At 43.3% G+C, this 3,529-nt stretch carries 4 protein-coding genes and 1 pseudogene; 1 reads left to right on the forward strand and 4 read right to left on the reverse strand.

Annotated elements, in window-relative coordinates:
* A pseudogene (locus WB217_RS07405) lies at positions 1-231 on the forward strand (NADH-dependent flavin oxidoreductase); the annotation flags it as partial.
* Positions 232-281: 50 nt separating this feature from the next.
* On the opposite strand, the gene WB217_RS07410 reads toward WB217_RS07405, so the two are convergent.
* The 4 genes from WB217_RS07410 to WB217_RS07425 form a co-directional block, all read right to left on the reverse strand.
* A complete protein-coding gene (locus WB217_RS07410; protein ID WP_423992074.1) occupies positions 282-1,202 on the reverse strand; it encodes a ketopantoate reductase family protein in 921 nt (306 codons plus the stop codon).
* Between the two features lie 67 nt (positions 1,203-1,269).
* Complete coding sequence (locus tag WB217_RS07415) at positions 1,270-1,425, reverse strand: hypothetical protein (protein ID WP_423992076.1); 156 nt, start codon at positions 1,423-1,425, stop codon at positions 1,270-1,272.
* Positions 1,426-1,427: 2 nt separating this feature from the next.
* Positions 1,428-2,879, reverse strand: coding sequence for a carbon starvation CstA family protein (locus tag WB217_RS07420; protein ID WP_423992078.1), 1,452 nt, complete (start codon positions 2,877-2,879; stop codon positions 1,428-1,430).
* A gap of 204 nt (positions 2,880-3,083) precedes the next feature.
* The coding region (locus WB217_RS07425) for a LytR/AlgR family response regulator transcription factor (RefSeq protein ID WP_423992080.1) at positions 3,084-3,529 on the reverse strand (446 nt) is incomplete at its 5' end.

The following is a 3,529-nucleotide window of genomic DNA, read 5'->3' on the forward strand; positions in this document are numbered from 1 at the left end:
TCACTTTACAGTGCCGATGATGTACTAAAGGCTTTTGATACAAGCGTCCCATTGATTGCATTAGGCAGAGAACTGATTATCGATCCAGACTGGGTTGAAAAAGTAGAAACCGGCAGGGAAGATGAAATTGAGACGGAAATCGATCTTGGAGCCCAGGCTCGCCTTGTTGTACCCGATCCGCTGTGGCAGGCAATCGTCAATACACCTGGTTGGTTTCCTGGGGTTAAATAATATAGAAAATAAAGATGCCTGCCCCAGTAAGGGAGCAGGCATCATATATGTTAGCCAAGATTCTTTTCATATATTTTCACATTAGCGTAAATTGCTGACAGAGTCACCGCGGGAAACTTTGACTTAGAGGCCTTATCTAAAAGGTAGCCAAATAAATGGTCGCCTTCTGTTGGCAGTGATTTTTCCATATCACGCTGAAGAGAGGATTTCATGCTATAGCCGATTTCATTCATCCTCGCCAAGGTCGCCTCTAGAACTTGTTGTGCTAACGGTGCATCTAAGCTTTTCATGATGCTGATCGTTTCATGCAGCAAGCTTTTGATTGTTTCCATCCCTTGCGGCTGTTCCCGGATCGGTCCAATCGGGGACCTGAAGAGAGAGGTGATGCCGCTTAGCGAAGTGATGAATAAGTATTTGTGCCACATTTCCTGCTCGATGTTATCCGAAAGGCGGAAGTTTGCATTCGTGTTTTCAAAAACCGCCTGAAGCTTCATAATCCTTTCTGTTTGTTCACCGTTCCTTTCACCAAAAACAAGATCATGGATTGGACTTGTCTGTATCACTCTGGCATTCTCGTCCAGAGTCGTTTCAATAAAGCATAACCCTCCCAAAACCTTCTCCGCACCAAATTCTTCGGTCAAGGCATCCAGATGGGCAATGCCATTCAGCAAAGGCAGAATCATTGTTTCGGTGCCAACATAGGGACGAATGCTTTCCATCGCACCCGCTAAATGATAAGACTTGGTAGAGACTAAAATCACATCAAAGGGCTCAGCATTTTCTCCAGCTAAAATAGTCTTTGGCTCAGCGTTGTGCATATTTCCATGAACACTTTCAACAATAAGGCCATTGTCCTTGAGCTGCTGCCTGCGTTTTTCACGAACCAGGAACGTAACGTCCTCGCCTTTTTCCAAAAGACGTCCGCCAAAATAACCGCCGATCGCTCCGGCGCCTACAATTAAAATTTTCATATCAATCTCAACCTCCTATCGATGTAAAAGTGCACGCCTGACTCTGCAGGCGTGCACTTTCTAAGCCTTAATATGTGAGGAACGCTACAAGCAGCCCTCCTGCAGATATAAGGAAGATGATTATTTTTGCGAAAAGGGGAAGCTGATCTTTCCCTTTGTTATTGACCTGCTCTTCCTTCTCATTGACCGATTTGCGGTAATTAGGACTGCAGCAGCCACTCATGATTACGCCACCCTGTTCCAGTTGGACACATCTTCATCAAGCTGGACGTTATTTGCACGAGCTTTTTTAGCAGCGTTGAAGAAGATGACCGTAATCGCTACAGTGATAATCGCAGCTCCAATATTGGCTACAGTGAGTGATTGACCGAATCCAATCGGAGCGTTAATGATATACGAAGTGGTCGCCATTGTCATGAATATGCCAGGAATCATGGCAATCCAGTAATTCTTCTTCGCAATGAACAGATACATTGCAGCTACCCAAAGAGCGATGACTGCAGTCGATTGGTTTGCCCATGAGAAGTATCTCCAAAGGATTGTGAAATCTACCTTTGTCAAAGCGAATGAGATAACGAATAACGGAAGCGCGATCCAAAGACGGCTTGTGAATTTCTTTTGTGAAAAATTGAAGTAATCAGCGATAATCATTCGCGCGCTGCGGAATGCAGTATCACCAGATGTGATAGGTAATACGATAACTCCCAGTACTGCAAGCGTTCCGCCAACAGCGCCAAGCATCAATGTTGAAGCTTCGCTTACGATTGCGGCTGGTCCGCCGTTTGCAAGAAGGTCATTCAAGCCGTTATAGCCATCGAATAAGCTCATAGCTGCAGCTGCCCAGATCATGGCGATGATTCCTTCAGCAATCATCATGCCGTAGAAAATCTTGCGGCCTTGCTTTTCGTTCTGCGTAGTACGAGAAATGATTGGTGTCTGTGTAGCATGGAAACCTGAAAGCGCGCCACAAGAAATTGTTAAGAACAATAGTGGGAAAATAGCTGCATTATCAGGGTGGAAATTTGTTAATGATAATTCAGGAATTGGTGCTCCAGTAATCACAAGCATTGCACCTACTCCAACTGCACTGATCAAAAGCAATGCACCGAAAACAGGGTATAAGCGGCCGATGATTTTATCAACAGGAAGAAGCGTCGCTAAAATGTAGTAAATAAAAATTGCACCAAGGATGATTCCCATTGCTACTTTTCCGTCCATTAAGTTATGGAGCAAACCAGCGGGAGCCGTTACGAAAACGGTTCCAACTAATAGCAGCAAAAGAATCGCAAAAGCGTTAACAACATGTTTCATGAATTTCCCTAAAAATTTACCTGCAAGCTCTGGAAGGTGTGCGCCGCGGTTACGGATGGAAATCATTCCAGTCAAGTAGTCATGGACAGCACCCGCAAAGATGGCACCAAGAACGATCCAGATGAAAGCAACAGGGCCATAAAGTGCGCCCATGATTGGTCCGAAAATAGGACCGACACCAGCGATGTTAAGCAGCTGGATCAAAGAGTTCTTAGAAGTGGACATTGGCACGTAGTCAACATCATCTTTATGAGTGAAAGCGGGTGTTGAACGGACTTCATTAACACCAAAAACCTTTTCAACGAACTTGCCATACGTGAAATAACCGACAATTAAAAGTACGATACCGCCTAAAAATGTAAACATATGAAACCTCCTTCTTTTTATAATGAATGCGTTTACATAAATTATAAAAGAAGTCAGTTAAATGTGGACATTTTGTGAACAAGATGCGTAAATATCAGGTTGAAACGCTGGAAATCTTGATTGAAATGCACAGAGGGTTGAACCAAAAACAAAAAGCATCCAAAAAGATGCTTTTAATCAAAGTCAAAGTTTGTATCCTATTTACTATAACTCAAGCTCTGTTCTCAAAGCTTTTACATAGTTTCTGCTTACAGAAAGCATTTCTTCTCGCCCTTCGATTTGCAGCTGATAAGCACCGTTGAACCAGGGAGTTAAGCGGGTTACATAATCAAGATTGACTAGATAGCTTTTATGGATTCGGAAAAACGAATAGGGAAGAAGCCTGCTCTCAAGGTCCTTCAACGGAGTTTTCGTTTCATATTCATTTGTTTTCGTAATGATTTTTGAGAATTTTTCTTCCCTTGATATGTACAAAATTTCTTTAGGTTCAAGATAAAAAATTTCACCGTCGCCTTCCACAGCAAGTTTTCCGGTAAGCTTGCCAGGCTCTTTGTCCTTATGAGTCAGGAAACGCTTCTCAATCCTTTGTACTGTTTCACGGAGCTGGTCGTCGTCAAATGGCTTGAGCAAATAATCCATTGCCTCATATC

This window comes from Mesobacillus sp. (genome assembly GCF_049588175.1).
In the GTDB taxonomy this organism is placed as follows: domain Bacteria; phylum Bacillota; class Bacilli; order Bacillales; family Cytobacillaceae; genus Mesobacillus.